4 protein-coding genes are annotated in these 4,392 nt (G+C 59.7%); 2 read left to right on the top strand and 2 right to left on the bottom strand.

Going from position 1 to position 4,392, the window contains the following annotated elements:
- Window positions 1-82: 82 nt before the first annotated feature.
- Together GBM95_RS11120 and GBM95_RS11115 are read left to right on the top strand one after the other, a co-directional pair.
- Entirely contained in the window at window positions 83-1,297 is a 1,215-nt protein-coding gene (locus GBM95_RS11120) for a PD-(D/E)XK nuclease domain-containing protein (protein ID WP_193222683.1), read from the top strand.
- Window positions 1,298-1,381: 84 nt separating this feature from the next.
- A complete protein-coding gene (locus GBM95_RS11115; protein ID WP_152159158.1) occupies window positions 1,382-2,368 on the top strand; it encodes a LysR family transcriptional regulator in 987 nt (328 codons plus the stop codon).
- A 7-nt stretch (window positions 2,369-2,375) separates the two neighbouring features.
- Here GBM95_RS11115 and GBM95_RS11110 read toward each other — a convergent pair whose 3' ends face one another.
- Both GBM95_RS11110 and GBM95_RS11105 read right to left on the bottom strand, forming a co-directional pair.
- Entirely contained in the window at window positions 2,376-3,431 is a 1,056-nt protein-coding gene (locus GBM95_RS11110) for a 4Fe-4S dicluster domain-containing protein (protein WP_193222682.1), read from the bottom strand.
- On the bottom strand, window positions 3,421-4,392 hold a 972-nt coding region (locus GBM95_RS11105), incomplete at its 5' end, for an FAD-dependent oxidoreductase (protein WP_152159156.1). The genes GBM95_RS11110 and GBM95_RS11105, both read right to left, overlap by 11 nt.

The raw sequence follows: 4,392 nt of genomic DNA, 5'->3' as shown, positions 1-4,392 counted from the left end.
GAAGCCTCTCGCAAATCTATTCATGATAGATATATTCTATCATATATTTGATATTTATACAATTAATGCATTATCTTTCGATTTGCTCAGAGCATCCTATAGTCTCCGGTTCCTCTCGACTGCACTTCACCGTGTTTACGGCGTAAAGCCCATTATTCTGCTCGATGAATACGACACTCCGATGCAGGAGGCATGGCTTAACGGCTACTGGGATGAACTGGCGCAATTCGTTCGCGCCTTCATGAACCTTTCTTTCAAAGACAATCCCAGTCTGGAGCGCGCGCTTCTGACGGGCATTACCCGTGTAAGCAAGGAATCTATTTTTTCGGACCTCAACAATCCGGATGTCATAACGGTGCTGTCGGATGAATACCAGACGGCATTCGGCTTCACGGAAGCCGAGGTTGCGAAAGCATTGAAGGAATATGGTCTCAGCGATCTGAACGATGTGAAGACCTGGTATGACGGGTTTTCTTTCGGCTCCGTGAAAGGCATTTACAATCCGTGGTCGGTTACGAATTACCTCAAGAAAAAGCGTCTGGCTCCGTATTGGGCCAATACGAGCAGCAATGAGCTCGCGGGCCGGCTTGTACAGACCGGCAATTCGGACGTAAAGCAGGCCTTTGAGAGCCTTTTGAACGGCGGGTCCATAACGGTTTCGCTCTGTGAGGAGATAGTCTTCCAGGACATGCAGACGAGTCCGGCGGCTTTGTGGTCCCTGCTTCTTGCAAGCGGCTATCTCAAAGTCGTTCGTCAGGCGGATGACGATCACTACGAGCTCGCACTCACCAACCTGGAGGTGCTTAAAACCTTCGATGCGCTCATCGGCCGGTGGTTCTCGAGCGCACAGGAATCGAACTATCCCGACTTTATTGAAGCGCTCCTCACCGGCGACATCGAGAACATGAACTTTTTCCTCAACCAGCTCACGTGTTCGGTCTTCAGCTTCTTTGACGCCTCGGGTTCCGAACCGGAGCGGTTTTACCACGGCTTTGTTCTCGGGCTTCTCGTCTCACTCCGGCGCCGCTATGTCGTGACAAGCAACCGGGAGAGCGGGCTCGGGCGGTGCGACGTGATGCTCGAACCGCTCGACAAATCGAAGGACCTGGCCTTTATCCTCGAATTCAAGGCAAAGCGCCCGGGAACATCCGGGACGCTCGAGGATGCAGTGAAGGAAGCGCACGAGCAGATTGAGAGAAAGCGCTATCGCGAGGAGCTCATCGGCCGCGGCATTGAGGCTTCCCGAATCCGCGTTTTCGGGTTCGCGTTTGAAGGAAAACGCGTGCTGGTCGGTTGATAAGCGGAGTAAAAGTCGGGAAACGGTAGAATTCTTGAAAGCGTCTAATGCGCTTCCTCTTCCTCTGTCTTTCCCGTCGCGCTCATGAAATGCCTTCAGAATCTTCTCGCCTGGCAGGTTTTCGTTGCCGCCTGCCGCACGCGCAGCATTTCTGAGGCCGCGGTGCTGGCGGACATCGATCTCCCGAAGGCCTCGCGGCTGATTGCGGGCCTGGAGAAGGAACTGGGAAAGTCTCTTTTCGACAAGACCCGCCGCCCGATTCAGCCGACGGCAGAGGCAGAGAAGCTCCGCGCAGCGATCGAGCCCCTCGTAACGGGCTTTCAGGAAATTCTTGAGCCGAAGAAAGAGGCCGGGGGCGAACAGATCATCCGCTTTGCGGCGCCGATTGAGCTCGCGCAGGAATACTTTTCCGAGCAGCTCTTTCGCTACAGCGGTCTATTCCCGGGCGTCGCCTTTGCGGTTGTGCCGGAAACAGGGCCCGATGAAGTGCGCCGGGGCGAGGTCGACGTTGCCGTTCTCAACCGCAGGCCCGCGGATCCGGCTGGCCTCATCATCCGCAACTACAACAATTCCACGACGGTGCCGCTCGCGACGCCCGAGTATCTCCGGCGCGCCGGGATTCCGGAGAAGCCTTCAGACCTCGCGAAGCATGAAGGCCTTCTTCTCAAGGCCTACAACGACGAAGCCGTCACCGGGGAGCTTTTCTGCGGCAAAGCCTCTGAGCCACTTGTCTGGCGAAGAACCTTCGTCACGCACGACCAGCTCACGCTGAAGCGCCTCCTCCTCGAGCACCACGGCATTACGGTGGATCTTGCGCTTCTGCACGTCGAGGACGAAATCCGCGAGGGACGCGTAGTGCCTATTTTGGAGGGCTGGACCCGTGCGCCGCGCTACATGTGTCTGGTCGACCGCAGGGAAGAGGAGCTCAATAACGCGAAGCTGAGGAACTTTGTCCTCTGGATGACGGCGACCGCCCGCGAAGACATGCAGAAGCGCACGGTCGACAACTTCACGTGGCTGCGCGACGCCTACCGGCGCTTCGCTGAGGCGCGCGCTGCTGGCCTCGTCTGAAGGGGAGTTACGTCCGATAGACCGGAGCATTGATCAGCCCCGAGAGCTTATCCTCCCAGGTATCGAACGCCCGGGGGTCATTCTTTCGGGAGAAAAGCGTTTTCGCAGGCGTCGGGAAGATTTCTTCGAGCGATGCCGCTTCGTAAAGCGTGACGGCGTTCATGAAGCAGATGTCGGCGCAGAGCCGGCAGCCCGTGCAGGCGCCGGCGTTGAGAAGGAGCCTGAGCGTTCCGCCTTCCCCCTGCGATTGAAGCGCTCCCGTCGGACTGACGGCCGGGCAGAGCGCGCAGCCCGAACATTTCGCGGCATCGATGCGGGGGGCCGAAAAGAGCTTTGCGGCTTCCCGACTGTCGGCTTTCCCCGATTTTTCGAGGAGACGTTTGAGCGCATGGATGAGTCTCAAGCGGCTGTCCGGGACCCGCACGAAAGGCTCTTCGAGAAGCGTTTTGGCTATGCGGCTTCGCGCCTCCTGAGTCTGAGGAGAAGATGCCTCTCGAGGCTCAAGCGCCGCGCCGAGCCTCGAGAAGAAGCGGCGCCGGCCGGCGTCGACTTTCGGGGCGCCCCGAAGGGTTTCGAGCTCAAGAGGGAGATGGAGCTCCGCGCAGATTTTCCGCACGATTTCGATTCGGTTCGTGATGACGGAAAGCTTTTCTTCGTCGACGCTCCCCGGCGCATAAAGAAGCCCGATTTCCTTTGCGCCCAGAGCAACGGCCAGCAGGATCCAGTCGACCGAGAGATGAAGGAGCGAAGGAAGAAGAATTTTCTTCCCCGTCGCTCCGGCATTGGGTGCGGCAAAGACGATGCGGCCCTGAGGCGCCTCCCGGCGGAGGGCATCTTCCAAAGCTTTGCTCGTGAAGGCGGGCGCAATCAGGGCGTCCTCCGGGCAGACGCTCGTGCAGGCGCCGCACCCGGTGCACCTTGAGGCGGCGAAGAGGAGGCGCTTTTCCTTCAGGACGAGCGCTTCTTCCGGGCAAATGTCGACGCAGGCCGTGCAGGTCGAGGAGATGTGGCGGGTGCGCAGGCACCGCCTTCCGGCAAGAAGCGGCTTCGCGTCATCGTGCATGATGAAGTTCCTCTCTGAGGCCGAGATCCGAAAGAATCGCTTCCGCAGCAGTTCTGCCGTCGGCAACGGCTTCCGCCGCGAGCGCCGCGCCCCGGACGGCGTCGCCTCCGGCATAGATGCCGGGAACGTTCGTGCGGGTGTTCTCTGCTTCAATCCGGCCCTTGTCCGTGAAGCGGACGCCGAGCGCCGAAATCCACGGGTGCGGTTCCGTGCGGAAGCCGCAGGCAAGAAGGATCAGATCCGCAGGGATCTTCCGGATTTCACCCGAAGGGGCATGCCGAATTTCGAGCGCTTCTACCGATCCTGAGTCATCCGTGCAGATGCGCTGCGGGATGGCTTCAAAGAGAAGCTTCGCCCCTTCCTCGCGGGCGGCGAGGACCTCAGACGGGATTGCGCGGATTTGGGTTTCGGGCTTTCTCGCGATTGCGAGTGCAGAGGCTGCGCCCTCGCGAATGGCAGCCCGCAGACAGTCCATGGCGGTGTCTCCGCTTCCGATGACGACGACGCGTTTGCCGCGAACTTCCGCTGAAGCGCGGGGCGCTTTCGCGTGCTTTTGAATTTCTTCCGGGAGCATCCGGAACGCCGAAGCTGCGAGGTAGGTTTTCGCCTGTTCCACTCCCTTGGCCTCTTCTCCGGGGATTCCCGGGGAAACGGGCTTCTCGGCACCCGAAGCGATGAAGAGCGCATCGGCTTCTTCAAGAAGCTTCGCGGCGGAAGCGTCTCTCCCGACTTCCGTCCCGAATCTGAATTCAACGCCCATTCTCGAGAGCATCCGGCGGCGCCTCAGAACAAGCTCCTTTTCGAGCTTGAAGGCGGGAATGCCGAAGGTGAGAAGTCCCCCTGCGGCGGGTTCGCGGTCGCAGACGACGACGCGGAGGCCGGCCTGGGCGAGGATGTCGGCTGCCGCCAGACCAGCGGGCCCCGCGCCGATGACGGCGACGGACTTCCTGAAGTTTTTCCA

This window comes from Sutterella seckii, assembly GCF_009183815.1.
Taxonomy (GTDB): Bacteria; Pseudomonadota; Gammaproteobacteria; order Burkholderiales; family Burkholderiaceae_F; genus Sutterella; species Sutterella seckii.
The sequence above is the reverse complement of the archived record's forward strand: the minus strand, read 5'-3'. Positions and strand labels throughout refer to the sequence as shown.